Source organism: Streptomyces sudanensis (genome assembly GCF_023614315.1).
In the GTDB taxonomy this organism is placed as follows: domain Bacteria; phylum Actinomycetota; class Actinomycetes; order Streptomycetales; family Streptomycetaceae; genus Streptomyces; species Streptomyces sudanensis.
This window is the reverse complement of record NZ_CP095474.1, coordinates 2,430,457-2,450,048: the sequence shown is the minus strand read 5'-3', so window position 1 is coordinate 2,450,048 and position 19,592 is coordinate 2,430,457. Positions and strand designations below refer to the sequence as shown.

At 73.8% G+C, this 19,592-nt stretch carries 17 protein-coding genes, 1 tRNA gene and 2 pseudogenes; 9 read left to right on the top strand and 11 right to left on the bottom strand.

Annotation, left to right across the window (positions count from 1 at the left end; translation table 11 throughout):
- The first annotated feature begins 424 nt into the window (after nt 1–424).
- From MW084_RS11305 to MW084_RS11285, 5 genes and pseudogenes are all read left to right on the top strand, one after another.
- Nucleotides 425–1,618, top strand: a complete 1,194-nt coding sequence (locus tag MW084_RS11305) for an outer membrane protein assembly factor BamB family protein (protein ID WP_338057715.1) — start codon at nt 425–427, stop codon at nt 1,616–1,618.
- 216 nt (nt 1,619–1,834) lie between these two features.
- The gene (locus MW084_RS11300) at nt 1,835–2,527 is read left to right on the top strand and encodes a response regulator transcription factor (protein WP_010469801.1); all 693 of its coding nucleotides are present in this window, start codon (nt 1,835–1,837) and stop codon (nt 2,525–2,527) included.
- A gap of 40 nt (nt 2,528–2,567) precedes the next feature.
- Nucleotides 2,568–2,711, top strand: a pseudogene (locus MW084_RS11295) (galactose-1-phosphate uridylyltransferase); the annotation flags it as partial.
- A complete protein-coding gene (galE, locus tag MW084_RS11290) occupies nt 2,708–3,667 on the top strand; it encodes a UDP-glucose 4-epimerase GalE (RefSeq protein WP_010469803.1) in 960 nt (319 codons plus the stop codon). The pseudogene MW084_RS11295 and the gene galE, both read left to right, overlap by 4 nt.
- A gap of 421 nt (nt 3,668–4,088) precedes the next feature.
- Nucleotides 4,089–4,862 carry a LuxR C-terminal-related transcriptional regulator gene (locus MW084_RS11285; RefSeq protein WP_193789331.1) on the top strand — a complete coding sequence of 258 codons (774 nt, stop codon included), beginning with the start codon at nt 4,089–4,091 and terminating at the stop codon, nt 4,860–4,862.
- Here the strand turns inward: MW084_RS11285 and MW084_RS11280 are convergent.
- Nucleotides 4,821–5,318: a MarR family winged helix-turn-helix transcriptional regulator gene (locus MW084_RS11280; RefSeq protein WP_010469807.1), complete on the bottom strand. Its 498-nt coding sequence runs from the start codon at nt 5,316–5,318 to the stop codon at nt 4,821–4,823. The two genes, MW084_RS11285 and MW084_RS11280, sit on opposite strands and share 42 nt — an antisense overlap.
- A 131-nt stretch (nt 5,319–5,449) precedes the next feature.
- Between MW084_RS11280 and MW084_RS11275 the strand changes: the two genes are divergently transcribed.
- Nucleotides 5,450–6,277 carry a trans-aconitate 2-methyltransferase gene (locus tag MW084_RS11275; RefSeq protein WP_010469809.1) on the top strand — a complete coding sequence of 276 codons (828 nt, stop codon included), beginning with the start codon at nt 5,450–5,452 and terminating at the stop codon, nt 6,275–6,277.
- A 68-nt stretch (nt 6,278–6,345) separates the two neighbouring features.
- Here MW084_RS11275 and MW084_RS11270 read toward each other — a convergent pair whose 3' ends face one another.
- From MW084_RS11270 to MW084_RS11260, 3 genes are read right to left on the bottom strand one after another with little or no spacing between them, the layout of a single operon-like run.
- Nucleotides 6,346–6,978 carry an SMI1/KNR4 family protein gene (locus MW084_RS11270; RefSeq protein WP_010469810.1) on the bottom strand — a complete coding sequence of 211 codons (633 nt, stop codon included), beginning with the start codon at nt 6,976–6,978 and terminating at the stop codon, nt 6,346–6,348.
- 42 nt (nt 6,979–7,020) lie between these two features.
- Nucleotides 7,021–7,692: a TetR/AcrR family transcriptional regulator gene (locus tag MW084_RS11265; protein WP_029553407.1), complete on the bottom strand. Its 672-nt coding sequence runs from the start codon at nt 7,690–7,692 to the stop codon at nt 7,021–7,023.
- On the bottom strand, nt 7,692–8,666 hold the full coding sequence (locus MW084_RS11260) for an acyl-CoA desaturase (RefSeq protein ID WP_029553408.1): 975 nt from the start codon (nt 8,664–8,666) through the stop codon (nt 7,692–7,694). Before MW084_RS11260 ends, MW084_RS11265 begins: the two co-directional genes overlap by 1 nt.
- 300 nt (nt 8,667–8,966) lie before the next feature.
- Here MW084_RS11260 and ppc point away from each other — a divergent pair, with 300 nt between their 5' ends.
- The gene (gene ppc, locus MW084_RS11255) at nt 8,967–11,696 is read left to right on the top strand and encodes a phosphoenolpyruvate carboxylase (protein ID WP_275563574.1); all 2,730 of its coding nucleotides are present in this window, start codon (nt 8,967–8,969) and stop codon (nt 11,694–11,696) included.
- A gap of 91 nt (nt 11,697–11,787) precedes the next feature.
- On the opposite strand, the gene MW084_RS11250 is transcribed toward ppc, so the two are convergent.
- The 7 genes from MW084_RS11250 to MW084_RS11220 all read right to left on the bottom strand — a co-directional run bounded on the left by MW084_RS11250 (nt 11,788) and on the right by MW084_RS11220 (nt 17,790).
- Nucleotides 11,788–12,615 carry an LPXTG cell wall anchor domain-containing protein gene (locus MW084_RS11250; protein ID WP_010475137.1) on the bottom strand — a complete coding sequence of 276 codons (828 nt, stop codon included), beginning with the start codon at nt 12,613–12,615 and terminating at the stop codon, nt 11,788–11,790.
- Nucleotides 12,616–12,830: 215 nt separating this feature from the next.
- Nucleotides 12,831–13,301 (bottom strand): hypothetical protein, encoded by a 471-nt coding sequence (locus MW084_RS11245; protein WP_010475135.1) that lies wholly within the window; start codon nt 13,299–13,301, stop codon nt 12,831–12,833.
- Nucleotides 13,302–13,355: 54 nt separating this feature from the next.
- On the bottom strand, nt 13,356–13,952 hold the full coding sequence (pth, locus tag MW084_RS11240) for an aminoacyl-tRNA hydrolase (RefSeq protein ID WP_010475134.1): 597 nt from the start codon (nt 13,950–13,952) through the stop codon (nt 13,356–13,358).
- Nucleotides 13,953–14,033: 81 nt separating this feature from the next.
- Nucleotides 14,034–14,615, bottom strand: a complete 582-nt coding sequence (locus tag MW084_RS11235; RefSeq protein ID WP_010475132.1) for a 50S ribosomal protein L25/general stress protein Ctc — start codon at nt 14,613–14,615, stop codon at nt 14,034–14,036.
- A gap of 451 nt (nt 14,616–15,066) precedes the next feature.
- Nucleotides 15,067–16,044 (bottom strand): ribose-phosphate diphosphokinase, encoded by a 978-nt coding sequence (locus MW084_RS11230; protein ID WP_010475130.1) that lies wholly within the window; start codon nt 16,042–16,044, stop codon nt 15,067–15,069.
- Nucleotides 16,045–16,154: 110 nt separating this feature from the next.
- Entirely contained in the window at nt 16,155–17,600 is a 1,446-nt protein-coding gene (gene glmU, locus MW084_RS11225; protein WP_010475128.1) for a bifunctional UDP-N-acetylglucosamine diphosphorylase/glucosamine-1-phosphate N-acetyltransferase GlmU, read from the bottom strand.
- A 117-nt stretch (nt 17,601–17,717) separates the two neighbouring features.
- Nucleotides 17,718–17,790: transfer RNA gene (locus MW084_RS11220), tRNA-Gln, on the bottom strand.
- A 125-nt stretch (nt 17,791–17,915) separates the two neighbouring features.
- Here MW084_RS11220 and MW084_RS11215 point away from each other — a divergent pair.
- Nucleotides 17,916–18,818: pseudogene (locus MW084_RS11215) on the top strand (sensor histidine kinase); the annotation flags it as partial.
- Nucleotides 18,819–18,822: 4 nt separating this feature from the next.
- A partial coding sequence (locus tag MW084_RS11210) for a sensor histidine kinase (protein ID WP_338057688.1) occupies nt 18,823–19,238 on the top strand: 416 nt, incomplete at its 5' end.
- Between the last annotated feature and the right edge of the window lie 354 nt (nt 19,239–19,592).

Sequence of the window (19,592 nt, the reverse complement as noted above, 5' to 3'; positions counted from 1 at the left end):
AAAATGAAGTGGTCGTCGGCCCCGTACGGGCAGCCCACNCCCCNNNNCCCCTACGGGCAACCGGGACAGCCGGGACAGCCGCCCGCGTACGGCTACCCGACCGCGCCCGTGCCCCCGGCACCCCCGTACCCGGGCGCGCCCGGCGGGCCGGGAGCCCCGGGCAGGCGCGGGAAGCTGTCCGCCCAGATGCAGATCGTCATCGCCGCCGCCGTCGCCGTCGTGCTGATCGTCGGCGCCGGCCTCTGGTACGCCTCCGCCGAGAACGACGAACCGGCGGCGCCCACCGCGACCACCGGCGCCGGCGGGGGCGACGGCCGGGGCGGCGACGGCCCCCNCGGCCCCCGACGGCGAGGGGAAGGAGAAGGCGCCCGCCGACACCCAGGCGAAGGTGGCGTTCTCCATCCCGGCACCGGTGGTCACCGACATGGCGACCACCCCCGGCTCGTGGCTGACGGACAAGACGTACGTGAAGTCCGGGGTCAACGAGATCAACGGATACGACGCGTTCAAGGGCACCAAGGTGTGGACGGTGCCGCTGCCCGGTGAGCTCTGCGCCGCCAGTCGGCACGTGAAGGACAACAAGACCGCCGTGGTCTTCCAGGTGAGCAAGCCGACCCCGCAGAAGAAGTACCCCGGCTGCTCCGAGGTCGCCGTGATCGACCTGGACGCGGGGAAGATGCTGTGGCGGAAGACCGCCCTCATCGGTTCGAGCGACCGCTCCGGCTACTGGAGCGAGGTCACCATCGGCGCCGGCACCGTGGCCGTCGGCGGTTCGCAGGGCGGTGCCGCCTGGGACCTGGCCACCGGCAAGGAGCTGTGGCGGCCCCAGGAGAACGCCGAAAACTGCCGCGACGCGGGCTACGGCGGCGGCGAGGGCCTGGTGGCGGTCCGCACGTGCGGTGACCTCGACACCCCCACGGTGACGATCCAGAACCTCAACCCCGCCACCGGGGCGCCGCTCTCCTCGTTCAGGATGCCGACCGGTGTCGAGTACGCGGCGGTCGTCTCGACGAAGCCGCTGGTCGTCGCGGCGGACGTCGGCGACACCGCCGGGGACGGTTCGGCCATCTCCGACTTCTTCTCCATCGACGAGAAGACCGGCAGGCTGAAGGCGAAGATCGCCGCCGACGCCGAACGGTACGCGGCGGAGTGCGACTCCACCGACGTGGAGAAGTGCGAGAAGCTCGTCGTCGGCAACAACCGCCTCTACCTGCCGACCGAGCAGCACGAGGGCTCCGGCGACAGCGGCACCCGCGTCAACGAGATCGTCGCCTTCGACCTGGACACCGGGCAGCTGACCGGCCAGAAGCTGGAGTCCGGCAAGCACCGCGAGGTGATCCCGGTCCGGATGGACGGCGGCAACCTCATCGCGTACAAGGCGCCCGGGTACGAGATCGGCGGCCAGATCGTCAGCGTCGACGGCGCTTCCTTCCAGGAGACCGTCCTGCTGAAGACCCCGGTGGACCGGGCGATCAACTCCGCCGAGAGCACCCTCGCCATGAGCGAGCCCGTCATCTACCGCGACGGGCGGCTCTACCTGGCCGACCGCTTCGTCTCGAAGCCGTCGACCGTCATCAAGGAGACGCGCTACCTGGCGCTGGTGTTCACCACCCGGTGATCCCGTGCGCCCCTCCGCGGCCCGGCACGTCCCCCCGGACGTGCCGGGCCGCGGGCTTCTCCGGCGTCCCTGTCGGCCCCAAGTCGCCCTGAGGGGAAAGGAATTCGACATTCCGGGGGCGCCGCGGCGGTAGGGGGAGCGCGACGCCGGGTGAGCGTGTAGCTTGCCGGGTCATACGGAGGGCCGGGGGGCCGCTCCGGAGGGTTGGGGGTTCCCGTGGGCGTGCGCCTGATGGTGGTCGACGACCACCGCCTGCTCGCCGAGGCGCTCGCCTCGGCCCTGAAACTGCGCGGGCACCGCGTGCTGGCCGCCGCCGCGCCGGCCGCGGGCGCGGCCGAGCTGGTGGTGAGCCGCGCACCCGAGGTGTGCCTGCTCGGCACGGCCGCCCCGGCGGAGCCGGGCGCCTTCGACCCGGTCGTACGGATCAAACGGGACCGCCCGGAGGTGGCGGTGCTGGTCCTGGGGCCGGTGCCCAGCCCGCGCGGCATCGCGGCGGCCTTCGCGGCCGGCGCCTCCGGGTACGTACGGCACGACGAGCGGATCGAGGGCGTCGAGCGCGCCATGACCAGGGCCCGCGCGGGCGAGGCGGCCGTCGCCCCGCAGCTCCTGCGGGGCGCGTTCGCGGAGCTGCTGAACCCCGCCGCCACCCCCGACGACGAGGGCCGGCGGCTGCTGCGGATCCTCACGCCCCGCGAGGTGGAGGTCCTGGTACGGGTCGCCGAGGGCGAGGACACCAGGCTGATCGCCGCCGCCATGGGCATCGCCCCGAGCACGGCCCGCACCCATGTGCAGCGGGTCCTGATGAAGCTCGGAGTCGGCTCCCGGCTGGAGGCCGCCGCCCTGGCCGCCCGTACGGGCCTCCTCGACCGCGCCGCGGCCGACCTCCCCCGCGCCCCTCACGAGGAGTAGGACCCGGCGCGGCGGGGCGCGGCGCGACACGGGCGCGCCGCGTCGCGAGCTTTTCACCGTCCGCCACACGTCCGGCAAGCTTGAGTTCCCCGCGGACTCGGAATCGGGCGCGAGCGTGTCCGTCGACGACGTTCCGCCGAAGGCCGCGGCCCGGCGACTGCGAGAGGTGACGAGCGCATCATGAAGTACCTGGTGACGGGCGGGGCCGGCTACGTCGGGAGCGTCGTCTGTGCGCATCTGCTGGAGGCCGGGCACGAGGTGACGGTCCTCGACGACCTGTCGACCGGCTTCCGCGACGCCGTCCCGGACGGGGCCGCCTTCGTCGAGGGCCGCGTCCAGGACGCCGCCCGCGTCCTCGACCCCTCGTACGGCGGGGTGCTGCACTTCGCGGCGTTCTCGCAGGTCGGGGAGTCCGTCGCCAAGCCGGAGAAGTACTGGGACAACAACGTCGGCGGCACGATGGCGCTGCTCGCCGCGATGCGCGGGGCCGGCGTGCGCCGCCTGGTGTTCTCCTCCACCGCCGCGACGTACGGCGAACCGGTGTCCCTCCCCCTGACGGAGACCTCCCCCACCGCCCCCACCAGCCCGTACGGCGCCTCGAAGCTCGCCGTCGACCACATGATCGCCGGGGAGGCCGCCGCGCACGGCCTGGCCGCCGCGTCCCTGCGGTACTTCAACGTCGCCGGCGCGTACGGCGGCCACGGCGAGCGCCACGACCCCGAGTCGCACCTGATCCCGCTCGTCCTCCAGGTCGCCCTCGGCCGGCGGGAGTCCATCTCGGTGTACGGGGACGACTACCCGACCCCGGACGGCACCTGCGTCCGCGACTACATCCACGTCGCGGACCTGGCCGAGGCCCACCTCCTCGCCCTGGACGCCGTCACCCCCGGCGAGCACCTGGTCTGCAACCTCGGCAACGGCAGCGGCTTCTCGGTCCGCGAGGTCGTCGAGACCGTCCGGAAGGTCACCGGCCACCCGGTGCCCGAGGTCACGGCCGGGCGCCGCCCCGGCGACCCGGCCGTCCTGGTGGCGTCGTCGGCCGTCGCGCGGGAGCGGCTCGGCTGGCGGCCGTCGCGCCCGGACCTCGCCGACATCGTCCGCGACGCGTGGGACTTCGCCCGGCGGCACGGGACGGAGTGAGGGGAGGGGCGGGGCGCCCCGGAAGGGGCGTGCCGTCTCCGCCGCGCCCCCGGCGGAGGCGGGCACGCCCCGCCCGGCGCCCGCCGTACCGGGCGGGCCCTCGTGCCACGCCCCGCGCTCCGCGACCGCGCCCGCCGCATCCCGTGCTCCGTGCCACGCCTCGCGTCCGCGCCCGCGCCCGTTAACCACCGGTCCGCTTCCCGAAGCCCCCGGGCGTCACTTCCGCAAATCGGCTTCCGGCCCGTGCCCGCGCCCGTACGCTGATGCACAGCATCGGTGGGGGCCGGTGCCGATCAGGGGCGGGACAGCCGGGCACCAGGCCCGGAGCGGGGTGCGGCACCGGGGCACGGCGGCGGTCGCGCGCCCCGTATGCGCGGCCCGGCCCGGGCGTCGTGCCCGCTCCGGCCCGCTTCCTCGACGCATGGGGGTGCCAGTGGTCCGTATCCGGGTTCTGGTGGTGGACGACCACCGCATCTTCGCCGAGTCGCTCGCCGTGGCGCTGGCGGCCGAGCCGGACGTGGACGTCGCCGCGGTGGGCAGCGGTCCCGCCGCGATGCGCTGCCTCGACCGCGCCGCCGCCGAGGGGCGCCGGTTCGACGTCCTCCTCGTCGACGCCGACCTCGGCACCACCGGGCCGGCCCCGGCGTGCACCGCCCCGGGCGGCCCGGCGGACGGCGCCGCCGACGGCATCTCCCTGGTCGCCGGGGTGCGCGAGGCCCAGCCGTCCGTACGGACCGTGGTGCTCGCCGGGAAGGACGACCCGCGCCGTGCCGCCCGGGCCCTGCAGGCCGGGGCGAACGGCTGGGTCGCCAAGGACTGCTCCCTCCAGCGGCTGCTCGGTGTGATCCGGGGCGTCCTGCGCGACGAGACCCACCTGGCGCCCGCGCTGCTCACCCAGGTGCTGCGGGAGGTGACGGCGGCGCGCAGGCACCGCACGGAGAGCGAGCGGCTCGTCGAGTCGCTCACGCCGCGCGAGCGGGAGGTGCTGCGCTGCATGGTCGCCGGCCTGGGCCGCAAGGCCGTCGCCGAGCGCCTCTTCCTCTCCCCGCACACCGTCCGCACGCACATGCAGAACGTGCTGGGGAAGCTGGGCGTGCACTCCGCGCTCGCGGCGGTCGCACTGGCCCGCAAGGCCGGGATCGGGCCCGCCGGGTCAGCCGGGGACGTTGTCGAACGGGGCGGTCAACCGGCGTAGCAGCGCCGCGAGTTCGGCGCGCTGGTCGCGGGGGAGCCGGGCGAGGATGGTCCGCTCGTGGTCCAGCAGGCCGGCGAGGGCCTGGTCGGCGCGGTCGCGCCCCTCGGCGGTGAGGCGGACGAGGACGCCGCGCCGGTCGGTGGGGTCGGGCAGCCGCTCGACGAGGCCCTTCTGCGCCAGCCGGTCGATGCGGTTGGTCATCGTGCCCGAGGTGACGAGCGTCTGCGTGAGGAGCTGGCCGGGGGAGAGCTGGTACGGGGCGCCGGCGCGGCGCAGCGACGTGAGGACGTCGAACTCCCAGGGCTCCAGCTGGTGCTCCGCGAAGGCGAGGCGGCGCGCCCGGTCCAGGTGGCGGGCCAGCCGGGAGACCCGGCTCAGCACCTCGAGCGGCTCCACGTCGAGGTCCGGGCGCTCGCGGCGCCATGCAGCGACCAGACGGTCGACCTCGTCCTCCATGGTGATCAGTGTAGGGGATCTGTCGATGTGAAGTCTCTTGACGTCAAGAAATGTTCCTTCGTACGGTTGAGGGGGTTCCGGCCGGAGCGACGTCCGGCCGCGACGTCACGCACCGGCAAGGGGAGTCGACCATGCAGTCCGCACCGATCTGGGACCCCCGGCAGTACCTGCGCCACTCCGGGCACCGCACCCGCCCGTTCCTCGACCTGCTGGCCCGCGTTCCCGAACTGCCCGCCGCCCGCGAGGGGCGCCCCGCCCGCATCGCCGACGTCGGCTGCGGACCGGGCAACGTCACCGCGCTGCTCGCGGACCGCTGGCCCGACGCGCACATCACCGGCCTCGACCTCTCGCGCGAGATGCTCGACCGGGCGGAGGCGGACCACGCCGGGCCCACGCCGGGCGGCGGCCGCATCGACTTCCGGCACGCCGACGCGACCGGATGGACGCCCGGCGAACCGTACGACCTGATCGTCTCCAACGCGGCGCTCCAGTGGGTCCCCGGCCACGCGGAGCACTTCGGCGGCTGGCTGGAGGGGATCGTCCCCGGCGGCACCCTCGCCTTCCAGGTGCCGGCCAACTTCACCTCCCCCAGCCACGCCCTGCTGGGCGAGCTGTGCGAGTCCCCGCGCTGGCGGGACCGGCTCGGCGGGCACGGGCGGCGGTACGTCCACGTCCTGGAGCCGGCGGAGTACCTGGAACGGCTGACGGGCCTCGGGTGCGCGGCCGACGTGTGGGAGACCGTCTACGTCCACCTCCTCCAGGGCGAGGACCCGGTCCTCGACTGGACCAAGGGCACCGCCCTGCGCCCGGTCCTGACGGCCCTCGGGGACGACGGGGCGGCGGTGTCGGAGTTCCTCTCCCAGTACCGCGACCTCCTGCGCGAGGCGTACCCGCCGGGTCCCCACGGCACCGTCTTCCCCCACCGCCGCGTGTTCGCCGTCGCCCGCAGGGGGCACTGACACCGGCCGCCCGGGGGCGCCCCCGCACCGCCGGAGGCCGAGATGCGGCAGGCCGCGACGGCCGCCGATCAGGGCGGCCCGATCGGGGCGGCCCGCAGCGGGTGGCCGTCCAGCTCGCCGCGGCCCTCCTCGTCCCACCACATTCCGCCGTGTGCGGTCAGATAGGGGTGCAGTCCGTGAACGCCCCCGCCTTCGTGGAGTGCCCGCGCGACCGCGTGGAGGAGGTCCGCCAGGCCGGGCCGGGAATCGGTGAAGTCGCCGCCACCGCCGTGGCCCGCCCAGCCGAGGCGCCCCGCGGCCGGACCAGGACGCAGGTCGATCACCTGCGCCGTACCGTCGGCACCCTCGGCCCAGGGAATCCACAGCGAGTGCCACCAGGGCTCGTCCTCCCAGGGGCGGGGGGTCAGGCCCTCGTTCTCCACCGCGACATCCATACAGATCCGCCACTGGTCCGCGATGCCGCTCACCGTGAGCGGGGACTGCTCCGGCAGGACGGTCGTCCACGCGCTCGCCCCGTCGTGGCACCGCAGGGACTCGACGAGATCACCGGGCAGCGGGACGCCGAGGATCTGTTCCGCCCGCCGGATCCCGTCCGGTGCCGCCGGGGGGTTGAGGAGTGCGAAGTCGGCGGGCGCGTGCGTCGCCGCCCAGGCGTCGATCCGGCGCCAGGACTCCGATGGGGGCGGGATCCGCTGTGTCATGGCGCCATCCTGCCCCGGCCTCCCGGCGGCCCGGGTGCGGGGTCAGTACTTGCGGTGGCCTATGAGGCGGGGCTTCTGCTCCAGGCCGTCCAGGCCGTGCCACGCCAGGTTGACCAGGTGCGCCGCCACCTCGGCCTTCTTCGGCTTCCGGGCGTCCAGCCACCACTGCCCCGTCAGGGCGACCATCCCCACCAGCGCCTGCGCGTACAGCGGCGCCAGCTTGGGGTCGAAGCCCCGGGCCTTGAACTCCAGGCCCAGGATGTCCTCCACCTGGGTGGCGATGTCCGAGATCAGCGAGGCGAACGTGCCCGTCGACTGCGCCACCGGCGAGTCCCGCACCAGGATGCGGAAACCGTCCGTGTACGTCTCGATGTAGTCCAGCAGCGCGAACGCCGCCTGCTCCAGCAGCTCGCGCGGGTGCCCCGCGGTGAGGGCGCCGGTCACCATGTCGAGGAGCTGGCGCATCTCCCGGTCGACCACGACCGCGTAGAGCCCCTCCTTGCCGCCGAAGTGCTCGTACACGACCGGTTTGGACACCCCGGCCTTCGCCGCGATCTCCTCCACCGACGTGCCTTCGAAACCGCGTGCGGCGAACAGCGTCCGGCCGACGTCGAGCAGTTGCTGGCGCCGTTCGGCGCCGGTCATCCGGACCCGGCGCCCGCGCCGGGGCTTGTCACCGCTGGTACCGCTGCCGTCGTTCGCCACACCGTCCATCATGCCGCGTTCGCGGAGGGCGTCTGCCGCCGGGCCTCGATCCGGTCCTCGGTCGGCCAGCGCACGTCGTACGCCCAGCCCAGCTTCTCGAACCAGCGGATCAGCCGCGCGCTGGAGTCGATCTGGCCCCGCATGACGCCGTGCCGGGCGCTCGTCGGGTCCGCGTGGTGCAGGTTGTGCCAGGACTCGCCGCACGACAGGACCGCCAGCCACCACACGTTGCCCGAGCGGTCACGCGACTTGAACGGGCGCTTGCCCACGGCGTGGCAGATCGAGTTGATCGACCACGTGACGTGGTGCAGCAGCGCCACCCGGACCAGGGAGCCCCAGAAGAACGCCGTGAAGGCGCCCCACCACGACATCGTCACCAGCCCGCCCACCAGCGGGGGGATCGCCAGCGACACGATCGTCCACAGGATGAACTGGCGGGAGATCCGCCGCAGCGCCGGGTCCTTGATCAGGTCGGGGGCGTACTTGTGCTGCGGCGTCCGCTCCTCGTCGAACATCCATCCGATGTGCGCCCACCACAGGCCCTTCATCAGCGCCGGGAGCGTCTCCCCGAACCGCCACGGCGAGTGGGGGTCGCCGTCCGCGTCGGAGAACTTGTGGTGCTTGCGGTGGTCCGCGACCCAGCGCACCAGCGGCCCTTCCACCGCCAGCGAGCCCATGATCGCCAGCGCGATCCGCAGCGGGCGCCTGGCCTTGAACGACCCGTGGGTGAAGTAGCGGTGGAAGCCGATCGTGATGCCGTGGCAGCCGATGAAGTACATCGCCACCAGCAGCCCGAGGTCGAGCCAGCTCACCCCCCATCCCCAGGCCAGCGGCACGGCCGCCACCAGGGCGAGGAACGGTACGACGATGAAGAAGAGCAGGGCGATCTGCTCGATGGACCGCTTGCTGTCGCCGCTCAGCGTGGCGTACGGCGGATCCTGCTTCTGCGCGGTGCGGTCGAGCACTTCCGGGCTCATGGTCATGGGGGTCCCTGGGGGTGAGGTTCGGCGGGGGGAGGGAAACGAACGGAGGTCTGATCGGAACTGGCTACGGTTCCGTAACCTACGGAATCGTAAGTATGACAGTGCCCGGTCCTGAGGCAAGAGGCTCCGGGCGGCGCCGCCCGGACGGGCCCCTATCCTGGGTGCCGTCGGACAGCGCGGTCCGCAGCGTCCCGCCGGGGCCGCCTCACGCGAACCGGTCGGTGCGTCGGAGGGGCGGTTCCGGGGACATCTCACCAGTACCCCCTTCAGACGCGTCCATCACTGCAAGGAGCCGCACCCGTGAGCAGTGCCGACCAGACCCCCTCCGCCGGCGCCGAACTGCGCGCCGACATCCGCCGGCTGGGTGACCTGCTGGGCGAGACCCTCGTACGGCAGGAGGGGCCCGGGCTCCTGGAGCTCGTCGAGAAGGTCCGACGCCTGACCCGCGAGGACGGCGAGGCCGCCGCCGAGCTGCTGGGCGACACCGACCTGGAGACCGCCGCCCGGCTGGTCCGCGCCTTCTCCGTCTACTTCCACCTCGCCAACGTCGCCGAACAGGTCCACCGCGGTCGCGAGATGCGCGCCCGCCGCGCCACCGAGGGCGGCCTGCTCGCCCGTACGGCCGACATGCTCAAGGACGGCGACCCCGAGCACGTCCGCGAGGCCGTCCGCAACCTCAACGTCCGCCCGGTCTTCACCGCGCACCCCACCGAGGCGGCGCGCCGCTCCGTGCTGAACAAGCTCCGCCGGATCGCCGCCCTCCTCGACGAACCGGCCACCGCCGCCGACCGCCGCCGCCACGACCTGCGGCTCGCCGAGAACATCGACCTCGTCTGGCAGACCGACGAGCTCCGCGTCGCCCGCCCCGAACCGGCCGACGAGGCCCGCAACGCCCTGTACTACCTGGACGAGCTGCACGCCGGCGCGGTCGGCGACGTCCTGGAGGACCTCGCCGCCGAGCTGGAGCGGGTCGGTTACGAACTGCCCGCCGGGACCCGCCCGCTGACCTTCGGCACCTGGATCGGCGGCGACCGCGACGGCAACCCCAACGTCACCCCGGCCGTCACCTGGGAGGTGCTGATCCTCCAGCACGAGCACGGCCTCACCGACGCCATCGAGACGATCGACGAGCTGCGCGGCCTGCTGTCGAACTCCGTCCGGTACGCCGGCGCCACCCCGGAACTGCTCGACTCCCTCCAGCGGGACCTGGACCACCTGCCCGAGATCAGCCCCCGCTACCGGCGGCTGAACGCCGAGGAGCCGTACCGGCTCAAGGCCACCTGCATCCGGCAGAAGCTCGTCAACACCCGCGAGCGACTCGCCCGGGACACCCCCCACCAGGAGGGCCGCGACTACCTCGGCACCGCCGAACTGCTCCACGACCTCACCCTCCTGCAGACCTCGCTGCGCGAGCACCGGGGCGGCCTCTTCGCCGACGGGCACCTGGACCGCACCCTGCGCACCCTGTCCGCGTTCGGCCTCCAACTGGCCACGATGGACATCCGGGAGCACGCCGACGCCCACCACCACGCCCTCGGCCAGCTCGTCGACCGGCTCGGCGAGGAGTCCTGGCGGTACGCGGACATGCCTCGCGAGTACCGGCGGAAGCTGCTGGCCAGGGAATTGCGCTCGCGGCGCCCGCTCGCCCCCACGCCGGCGCCGCTCGACGAGGCCGGGCAGAAGACCCTGGGCGTGTTCCACACGGTGAGGACGGCGTTCGAGCGGTTCGGGCCCGAGATCATCGAGTCGTACGTCATCTCGATGTGCCAGGGCGCCGACGACGTGTTCGCCGCCGCCGTCCTCGCGCGCGAGGCGGGCCTGCTCGACCTGCACGCCGGCTGGGCGAAGATCGGCATCGTGCCGCTGCTGGAGACGACCGACGAGCTGAGGGCCGCGGACGTCATCCTGGAGGACATGCTCGCCGACCCGTCCTACCGGCGGCTCGTCTCGCTCCGCGGCGACGTGCAGGAGGTCATGCTCGGCTACTCCGACTCCTCCAAGTTCGGCGGCATCACCACCTCCCAGTGGGAGATCCACCGCGCCCAGCGCAGACTGCGCGACGTGGCCCACCGCCACGGCGTGCGGCTGCGCCTGTTCCACGGCCGCGGCGGCACGGTCGGCCGCGGCGGCGGCCCCTCGCACGACGCGATCCTCGCCCAGCCCTGGGGCACCCTGGAGGGCGAGATCAAGGTCACCGAGCAGGGCGAGGTCATCTCCGACAAGTACCTCATCCCGTCCCTGGCGCGGGAGAACCTCGAACTGACCGTCGCCGCGACGCTCCAGGCGTCCGCCCTGCACACCGGGCCGCGCCAGCCCCGGGAGGCCCTGGCCCGCTGGGACGCGGCGATGGACACCGTCTCCGAGGCCGCCCACCGGGCCTACCGGGCGCTCGTCGAGGACCCGGACCTCCCGGCGTACTTCTTCGCCTCCACCCCGGTCGACCAGCTCGCGGAGCTGCACCTGGGCTCCCGGCCGTCCCGCCGACCCGACTCGGGCGCCGGGCTCGACGGCCTGCGGGCCATCCCGTGGGTGTTCGGCTGGACGCAGTCGCGGCAGATCGTGCCCGGCTGGTACGGCGTGGGCTCCGGCCTGAAGGCGCTGCGCGACGCGGGGCTGGACGACGTGCTCGACGAGATGTACGAGCGGTGGCACTTCTTCCGCAACTTCCTGTCGAACGTCGAGATGACCCTCGCCAAGACGGACCTGCGGATCGCCCGCCACTACGTCGACACGCTCGTGCCGGACGAGCTGAAGCACGTCTTCGCCACCATCGAGGCCGAGCACGCCCGCACCGTGGAGCAGGTCCTGCGGGTCACCGGCGAGCGCGAACTGCTCGACGCGCAGCCCGCGCTGAGGCGGACCTTCCAGATCCGCGACGCCTACCTGGACCCGATCTCCTACCTCCAGGTCGCCCTGCTGAAGCGGCAGCGCGACGCGGCGGCCGCCGGAGAGCCCGCCGACCCGCTGCTCGCCCGGGCCCTGCTGCTCACCGTGAACGGCGTGGCCGCCGGCCTGCGCAACACCGGCTGACCGGGCGCCGGACACGCGGACGGGCCCCCGCCGGAAGACTTCCGAAGTCTTCCGGCGGGGGCCCGTCCCTTCACGTGCCCGGCGGGCGTCGTCAGTGCTGCTGGGCCTTGCGGCGGCGCACCACCAGGAAGGCGCCACCGGCGACGAGCACCGCGGCGAGGGCGGAGAGGGCCGCGACGGGGGCGCTGCTGCCGGTCTCGGCCAGGTCACCGGTCGCGGAGTCCCCGGACGGGGACGGCGCGGCGGTCGGCACGGCGCCGCCCGGGGCGGTCTCGGACGGCGCGGGCGCACCCGGCGTCGTCACCGGGGACCCGGGGGTGCCGGAGGGGTTCCCCGAAGGAGTACCGGAGGGGGTCCCGGAGGGGTTCTCCGAGGGGGTGCCGGAGGGGTTCCCGCTCGGCGTCCCGGAGGGGGTGCCCGAGGGGTTCTCGCTCGGCGTGGCGGACGGGGTCCCGCTCGGCGTGCCGGAGGGGGTGCCCGAAGGGGTGGCGGACGGGGTGGTCTTCGCCGGGCAGGTGTGCGACAGGTTGAACTTCTCCAGGCTGCCGCCCTTCACCTCGGCCACGACCGAGGTGAGCGTGGCGCCCGGCGCCGACGCGACGTAGGCGTGCTTGTCGGACGGCGGGCCGAAGTCGGTGACGACCTGCTGGCCACCCGGCTCGAAGGTGACCGTCAGCTTGACGAAGTCGGACGAGTTGCCGGGCAGCACGAAGTGCCAGCCGTCCTGGTCCGCGGGGATGTCGGCGCAGGTGCCGGCGCCCTGCTGCGGGGCGCCCTCGTCGGTCGCCGTGCGGGGCAGCTCCTGCCGCAGCACGGGGGAGTAGGTGCCGCCGTCGGCGGCGTGGGCGGCGGGGGCGAGCAGCAGGCCGCAGGCCGCGGCCGCCACCAGAGCGCCGGTGGTCTTCGAAAGGGTGCGCATGGGCAGTCCAACGTGAGAGGTGACTGAGCCGTGGGGGGCGGCTCAGCTTGCTGCGGCACCGCACACCAGTCAAGGGGGATTAGGGGCATCCGGACGGTTGTGCCCCGCTTGTCGTCTCCGGTCTCGATAACGATCGAGTCAATTCCGGTTTGGTTGTACGGAAGCCGATACGGGTTCGGTCACGAATCGGCCGGGCCGCCCCGCCTGACGACTCGTCAGAGCGCCAGGAAGGACGCCGTCAGCAGCGCCCCGCCGGCCGCTCCCGACGCCCAGGCGGCGCGGGGCGTGCGCATCCCGCCGAGGACCGGGGAGGCCAGCAGCAGCGCGCCGCCCAGCGGCAGCCACGCGTGCAGCCCGCCCGCCCAGCCGGCGCGGACGGCCTCGGTGGTGCCGGGCTTCACGACGACCTCGTACCGGCCGCCCTCCGCCACGGCGACCGACCGGGCGGCCGTGACGTCCGTACGGGACGGCGAGGCGGGCCCGTACGGGACGAAGCGCCCGGTGCACACGTCGTCACCGCAGCCGGTGACCGTCAGGGTGCCGTGCTCGCGGCCCCCGGGGAGCAGCACGTGCCGTGCGGTGTCCCAGGACGCCCGGGCGCCCGCCACCACCAGTACCAGGACGACCAGCGCCATGGCGGTGAGACGGGCGTACAGGAGGACGGCGGTCGGCTTGTTCCGGCTCATGGGGCGCGATCCTTGGCCATGGTGCGCGCCCGGTCAATCCCGGGGGGCGGTACGTCAGGAGTTGTACGCGGACTGCGCCCGTTCCAGGCCCTCGGTGACCAGCGCCTCCACGGCGTCGGCGGCGCGGTCCACGAAGTAGTCCAGCTCCTTGCGCTCGGCGGAGGAGAAGTCCTTGAGAACGAAGTCCGCCACCGGCATCCGGCCCGGCGGGCGGCCGATCCCGAACCGCACCCGGTGGTAGTCCGGGCCCATCGCCTTCGTCATCGACTTCAGGCCGTTGTGGCCGTTGTCGCCGCCGCCCAGCTTGAGGCGGAGCACCCCGTAGTCGATGTCCAGCTCGTCGTGGACGGCGACGATGTTGCCGGTGGGCACCTTGTAGAAGTCCCGCAGCGCGGTGAGGGGCCCGCCGGACAGGTTCATGTACGACATGGGCTTGGCGAGGACCACCCGGCGCCCCGCCGGTCCGGGAGCGCCGATGCGCCCCTCCAGCACCTGCGCCTGGGCCTTGCCGTGCCGCTTGAAGGAGCCGCCGATCCGCTCGGCGAGGAGGTCGACCACCATGAAGCCGACGTTGTGCCGGTTCCCGGCGTAACCGGGGCCCGGGTTCCCCAGTCCCGCGATCAGCCAGGGGGCGCTGGCGTCCGTCGTCATCTGCGTCTGCCTCCGGAAGGGGGTGCGGGGGGTGCCGTACGCACCCCCCGCGGGGAACACCGGGCCGGGGCCCGGACGGGATCAGGCCTCGGTGCCCTCGGTGCCCTCGGCGGCCGGCTCCTCGGCCTGCGCGGCCAGGACCTGCAGGACGACGGCGTCCGCGTCGACGGCCAGGGTGACGCCCTTGGGGAGCGGGACGTCCTTGGCGAGGACGGAGGCACCGGCCTCCAGGCCCTCGACGGAGACCGTCAGGGACTCGGGGATGTGGGTGGCCTCGGCCTCGACGGGCAGGGCGTTCAGCACGTGCTCGAGCAGGTTGCCGCCGGGGGCCAGCTCGCCCTCGGTGTGGACCGGGATCTCGACGGTGACCTGCTCGCCGCGGTTCACGAGCAGCAGGTCGACGTGCTCGATGAAGCCCTTCAACGGGTCGCGCTGCACGGCCTTCGGGATGGCCAGCTCGGTCTTGCCGTCGAACTCCAGCGCCAGCAGGGCGTTGGAGGTCTTCAGAGCCATCATCAGGTCGTGGCCCGGCAGGGTCAGGTGGACCGGCTCGGCGCCGTGGCCGTACAGGACGCCGGGGACCTTGCCGTCGCGGCGGACGCGGCGGGCGGCACCCTTGCCGAACTCGCTGCGGGTCTCGGCGGCGATCTTCACTTCGGACATGGCGCACTCCTCGTATGCGGGGCGGATATCTGGTCGCGGTCACTCGGCCACGACTGGACTGGCCTGCTACGAAGAGCGCGTCGATAACGGACCGCCGCGATCGCGTGGACCACGGCCTCCCTCGCCGAGCAACCCCGACAGTCTACTCGCCGCGCCCCCGCGCTCCCAATCGATCATCCGGCCGCCCTCTCCGGGTCCGGCCGCCCTCTCCGGGTCCGGCCGCCCTCTCCGGGTCCGGCCGCCCGATCCGGGTTCCGGCTTCCCGCCCGGGGCCCGGGTCCCGGCTCCCGCCCGCGCTCCGGTCTCCCGCCCGGGCCCCGGCGGCGCGGGTCCGGCCGGAGGCGCCGCCCGGCCGCCCGCACGCCCGGCCGCCCCGTCGGGGAACGCGGAAGGCCGCCTCCCCGGACGGGGGGCGGCCTTCCGCGGTACGGCCCTCAGGGCGCGGCAGGTGCTACTGCTGCTCCTCGAAGAGGCTGGTGACCGAGCCGTCCTCGAACACCTCGCGCACCGCGCGGGCGATCGTCGGCGCGATGGACAGCACCGTGATCTTGTCTATCGCCAGTTCACCCGGGGTGGGCAGCGTGTTGGTGAGGACGAACTCGCTGACCTTCGAGTTCTTCAGCCGGTCCGCGGCCGGGCCGGAGAGGATGCCGTGCGTCGCGGTGACGATGACGTCCTCCGCGCCGTGCGCGAACAGCGCGTCGGCGGCGGCGCAGATGGTGCCGCCCGTGTCGATCATGTCGTCGACCAGGACGCACACCCGGCCCTCGACCTCGCCGACGACCTCGTGGACGGTCACCTGGTTGGCGACGTCCTTGTCGCGGCGCTTGTGGACGATCGCCAGCGGGGCGTCCAGCCGGTCGCACCAGCGGTCGGCGACCCGTACGCGGCCGGCGTCCGGGGAGACGATGGTCAGCTTGGAGCGGTCGACCTTCGCGCCCACGTAGTCCGCGAGGACCGGCAGCGCGGTGAGGTGGTCGACCGGGCCGTCGAAGAAGCCCTGGATCTGGTCGGTGTGCAGGTCCACGGTGAGGATGCGGTTCGCGCCCGCCGTCTTCAGCAGGTCGGCGACCAGGCGCGCCGAGATCGGCTCGCGGCCCTTGTGCTTCTTGTCCTGGCGGGCGTACCCGTAGGAGGGGATGATCACGGTGATGCTCGCGGCGGAGGCCCGCTTCAGGGCGTCGATCATGATCAGCTGCTCCATGATCCACTTGTTGATCGGAGCGGTGTGGCTCTGGATCAGGAAGCAGTCCGCGCCGCGCGCCGACTCCTGGTAGCGGACGTAGATCTCACCGTTGGCGAAGTCGAAGACCTTCGTCGGCACCAGGCTGACACCCAGCTGGCGCGCGACCTCCTCGGCCAGCTCGGGGTGGGCGCGGCCGGAGAAGAGCATCAGCTTCTTCTCGCCGGTCGTCTTGATCCCGGTCACAGCACTGTCTCCTCAGACGTGTTCCTGGCCGCGTGTTTCCGTGTGCCGCGAACCAGCCGAATTCGTATGCATGTATCACGGTACGCCCAGTACGGCGCACGTGTTTTCGGTCAGCTCTCGGCGCCGGCCCCTTCGGCGGCCGCCGTGGCGGCCTGCGCGGCGGCACTGCCGGGCCGCTTGCGGGCCACCCAGCCCTCGATGTTCCGCTGCTGGCCGCGGGCCACGGCGAGCGCGCCGGCCGGCACGTCCTTGGTGATCACGGAGCCGGCGGCCGTGTAGGCGCCGTCCCCGACTGTGACGGGAGCCACGAACATGTTGTCCGACCCGGTCTTGCAGTGGGACCCGATCGTCGTGTGGTGCTTCTTCTCGCCGTCGTAGTTGACGAAGACGCTGGCGGCGCCGATGTTCGTGTGCTCGCCGATGGTGGCGTCGCCGACGTACGACAGGTGCGGCACCTTCGTGCCCTCGCCGATCGTCGCGTTCTTCGTCTCGACGTAGGTGCCGATCTTGCTCCGGACGCCGAGGCGCGTCCCCGGGCGGAGGTAGGCGTACGGGCCCACCGAGGCGCCCTCGCCGATCACGGCGGAGTCCGCGACGGTGTTGTCCACCCGGGCGCCCCGGCCGACCCCGGTGTCCCGCAGGCGGGTGTTCGGGCCGACCTCGGCGTCCTCCGCGACGTGCGTGGTGCCCAGCAGCTGCGTGCCGGGGTGGACGACCGCGTCCCGCTCGAACGTCACGGTGACGTCGACCTGCACGGACGCCGGGTCGATCACCGTCACGCCGTCCGCCATGGCGCGCTCCAGCAGGCGCCGGTTGAACAGCGCCCGGGCCTCCGCGAGCTGGACGCGGTTGTTGATGCCGAGGATCTCGCGGTGGTCGCCCGCGACGGACGCGCCGACGCGGTGCCCGGCCTCGCGCAGGATGGACAGCACGTCGGTGAGGTACTCCTCGCCCTGGCTGTTGTCCGTGCGGACCTCGCCCAGCGCGTGGGCGAGGAGCCGCCCGTCGAACGCGAACACGCCGGAGTTGATCTCCCGGACGGCGCGCTGCTCCTCGGTGGCGTCCTTGTGCTCGACGATCGCGGTGACGGCGCCGGTGGCCGGGTCGCGCACGATGCGGCCGTACCCGGTCGCGTCCGGCACCTCGGCGGTCAGCACGGTGACGGCGTTGCCGTCCGCGGCGTGCGTCGCGGCCAGCGCGCCCAGCGTCCCGCCGGACAGCAGCGGGGTGTCGCCGCACACCACCACCACGGTGCCCTCGACCCCGCCCAGCTCCTCCAGCGCCATGCGGACGGCGTGGCCGGTGCCGTTCTGCTCGTACTGGACGGCGGTGCGCGTCCCGGCGTAGTGCTCCCGGAGGTGGGCGGCGACCTGCTCGCGGGCGTGCCCGACGACGACGCAGAGGTGCTCGGGGTTCAGTTCGCGCGCGGCGGAGACGACGTGCCCGACGAGGGAGCGCCCGCAGATCTCGTGCAGGACCTTCGGGGTCTTGGACTTCATGCGGGTGCCCTCACCCGCGGCGAGGACGATGACTGCGGCCGGGGGGTTGGAGCTCACGGGTGGCCCTTCGGCTTCGGGTGGTGGACACCCGCAGGATACCGGGGGGTTCCGAAGGCGACGCGGGGGCGGGTCCCGGCCGGAGCGGCCGAGACCCGTATGCGTGTACCGCGAAGGCTCCCCCATCAGGATTCGAACCTGAACATACGGGACCAAAACCCGCAGTGCTGCCTGATTACACCATGGGGGATCGAACCGACCGAACCGGACAGGAAGTCGGGTCGCCGGATCGGCACGCACCACTATGCCGCACCGACCGGCCTCCGTGCGACGGTGCCCGGCAGGCGTCCGGGAGCCGCCCTTAGGCTGGGGCGCATGACCACGACGGGGGCGCACCAGGACGCCGCGGGCACGACCTCCCGCGGATTCGGGTGGTGGGAGAGGCGGCGCGGAGCCGCGCTGGACATCGGGCTCGGGGTCGTCTCGGCCCTGGAATGCGCGGCCGAGGGCGCCGACTTCGCCGGCACCGCCCACCTGCCGGCGGCCGGCGGGGCGCTGTTCGGACTGGCCGCCGGATCGGTGCTGGCCCTGCGGCGGCGCCGGCCCATCGCCGTCGTCCTCGTCTCCATCGCCGTCACGCCCGCCCAGATGGGCTACCTGATGGCCGTCGTCGGCCTGTACACCCTCGCCGCCTCCGACGTGCCGCGGCGGATCACCGCGGTGCTCGCCTCCGTGTCGCCGGTCGCGGTCTTCCTCGTCACCTTCGTGAGGCTCCGCCAGGACGTCGCCGCCTCCGACTTCGACCCCGGCTCCTGGTACGTGCCGCTCGCGTCGGTCCTCATGTCGGTCGGGCTGACCGCGCCCCCCGTCCTGCTCGGCCTCTACATAGGGGCGCGGCGGCGCCTCATGGAGAGCCTGCGCGAACGCGCCGACTCCCTGGAGCAGGAACTGTCGCTCCTGGCCGACCAGGCGGAGCAGCGCGCCCAGCTCGCCCGCACGCAGGAGCGGACCCGCATCGCGCGCGAGATGCACGACGTGGTCGCCCACCGGGTGAGCCTCATGGTCGTGCACGCGGCGGCGCTCCAGGCGGTGGCGCTGAAGGACCCCCGGAAGGCGGCGGCGAACGCGGCGCTCGTGGGGGAGATGGGGCGCCAGGCGCTGACGGAGCTGCGGGAGATGCTGGGCGTGCTGCGCACCGAGCCGGTCCCGCCGGCGGCCGCGCCCCCGCCCGCCGCGCCCGGGGGAGGGGCGGCGTCCGCGGAGCGGGAGGCGGCGGGGNCCNGCGGGAGCGCGGAGGACGGCTCCGGGCCGGGGCTCGGCGGCGTCGAGGAGCTCGTCGAGCAGTCCCGCGCGGCGGGCACCGCCGTCGAACTGCTCGTCCAGGGCGAGGCCCGCGCGTACCCCCCGCACGTCGAGCAGACCGCGTACCGGGTGGTGCAGGAGGCCCTGACCAACGTCCACAAGCACGCGGCCGGCGCCCGGGTCGTCGTACGCCTCGCCCACCGCGGCGAGGAGGTCGCCATGCAGGTGGAGAACGGCCCCGGCGACGCGGCCGCCGCGAGCGCCCGCCTCCCCAGCGGCGGAAACGGCCTGCTCGGCATGCGGGAACGGGTGACGGCGCTGGGCGGCGTGTTCGTCTCGGGGCCCACCGACGAGGGCGGCTTCCGCGTCTCCGCCGTCCTCCCGGCGGTCCGCTGAGGCCGGGTGGGGCGGCGGGGCCGGGTGTGCTGGTGGGGCGGCGGGGCCGGATGGGCCGGGCGGGCCGGTGGGGCCGGTGATCCGTCGAGGTGGGCGGCCTCCCGGCGGTCGAGTCGGCCCGGCGGTACGGCCCGGTGGTACGGCCCGGCGGCCTGGCGGTACGGCCCGGCGGCCTGGCGGTACGGCCCGGTGGTACGGCCCGGCCCGGCGGTCCGGGCCCGGCGGTACGCACGGCGGCCCGTAGGGGGCCTCCGGGGCGGGTACCCCTGGTCCGGGGAGGCCCGTAGCGACACCGTCTCTGTCCGATTCCAGGTCCTGAGACCCGTACGGGCCTCCGTGCGGAAGCTCAGGGGC

Coding starts and splice junctions, on each gene's coding strand:
- MW084_RS11260 (WP_029553408.1), bottom strand. CDS start 8,666: ATGACCATGAGCCCGGAAGTGCTCGACCGCACCGCGCAGAAGCAGGAT.
- MW084_RS11235 (WP_010475132.1), bottom strand. CDS start 14,615: ATGTCCGAAGTGAAGATCGCCGCCGAGACCCGCAGCGAGTTCGGCAAG.
- MW084_RS11305 (WP_338057715.1), top strand. CDS start 425: ATGGCGACCACCCCCGGCTCGTGGCTGACGGACAAGACGTACGTGAAG.
- MW084_RS11275 (WP_010469809.1), top strand. CDS start 5,450: ATGCAGTCCGCACCGATCTGGGACCCCCGGCAGTACCTGCGCCACTCC.
- MW084_RS11245 (WP_010475135.1), bottom strand. CDS start 13,301: ATGAGCCGGAACAAGCCGACCGCCGTCCTCCTGTACGCCCGTCTCACC.
- MW084_RS11280 (WP_010469807.1), bottom strand. CDS start 5,318: ATGGAGGACGAGGTCGACCGTCTGGTCGCTGCATGGCGCCGCGAGCGC.
- MW084_RS11270 (WP_010469810.1), bottom strand. CDS start 6,978: ATGACACAGCGGATCCCGCCCCCATCGGAGTCCTGGCGCCGGATCGAC.
- pth (WP_010475134.1), bottom strand. CDS start 13,952: ATGACGACGGACGCCAGCGCCCCCTGGCTGATCGCGGGACTGGGGAAC.
- galE (WP_010469803.1), top strand. CDS start 2,708: ATGAAGTACCTGGTGACGGGCGGGGCCGGCTACGTCGGGAGCGTCGTC.
- MW084_RS11250 (WP_010475137.1), bottom strand. CDS start 12,615: ATGCGCACCCTTTCGAAGACCACCGGCGCTCTGGTGGCGGCCGCGGCC.
- MW084_RS11265 (WP_029553407.1), bottom strand. CDS start 7,692: ATGGACGGTGTGGCGAACGACGGCAGCGGTACCAGCGGTGACAAGCCC.
- MW084_RS11285 (WP_193789331.1), top strand. CDS start 4,089: ATGGGGGTGCCAGTGGTCCGTATCCGGGTTCTGGTGGTGGACGACCAC.